The following is a 614-nucleotide window of genomic DNA, read 5'->3' as shown; positions in this document are numbered from 1 at the left end:
AGCGCGAGCGTCAGCGCCTCGGTGCAGCCGCACGTCACGAGCACGTCGTCGGGCGAGAGCGCATGCCCGACGCGCATCGCGCGCTTTGCGATCTCGCGGCGCAGGCGCGGCTCGCCGTGCGGCGCGCAATAGGTGTTGTAGCGCGTGCCGTGTTGACGTGCGGCACGCGCGAGTGCGAGGTCGAGCCGCTTCGATTGCAGCAGCGCAGCATCGGGCACGGCGCAGCCAAGGGGGACGAGCGCCGAATTCGATGCGTGCTCGAGCAGCGCCGCGACGGCTCCGCTGATCGATACGGTCGACGCCTTCGCGCGCGGCCGCGAGGCCGACGGCAACGCGAGGGCGCCGCGGCGCGCGGCCGCGACGTAGAAGCCCGACTGCGGACGCGCGACGAGCACGCCGCGATCTTCGAGCAGGCGATACGCCTGTAACGCAGTGGAGATGCTGATGCGGTGCTGCTCGCTGACTGCGCGCACGGATGGCAGCCGCATGCCCGGTGCGAGCGCGCCCTTGTCGATCATGCCGACGATGAGTTCGGCCAGTTGCTCATAACGGTACGGAGTGGGCGTGTCCATCGAAGCGCTCGTAACGGAGTAATCCCCGATTATCGACGCGAC

At 69.5% G+C, this 614-nt stretch carries 1 protein-coding gene; it reads right to left on the bottom strand.

Features of this window, described 5'->3' with window-relative positions; all coding sequences use genetic code 11:
- Positions 1-572, bottom strand: a 572-nt coding sequence (locus AWB68_RS45935; protein WP_125483343.1) for a GntR family transcriptional regulator, incomplete at its 3' end; no start/stop codon positions are given.
- Positions 573-614 lie beyond the last annotated feature (42 nt).

The sequence above is a fragment of the Caballeronia choica genome, assembly GCF_001544535.1.
Classification (GTDB): Bacteria; Pseudomonadota; Gammaproteobacteria; order Burkholderiales; family Burkholderiaceae; genus Caballeronia; species Caballeronia choica.
This window is presented reverse-complemented; position numbering and strand designations above follow the sequence as displayed.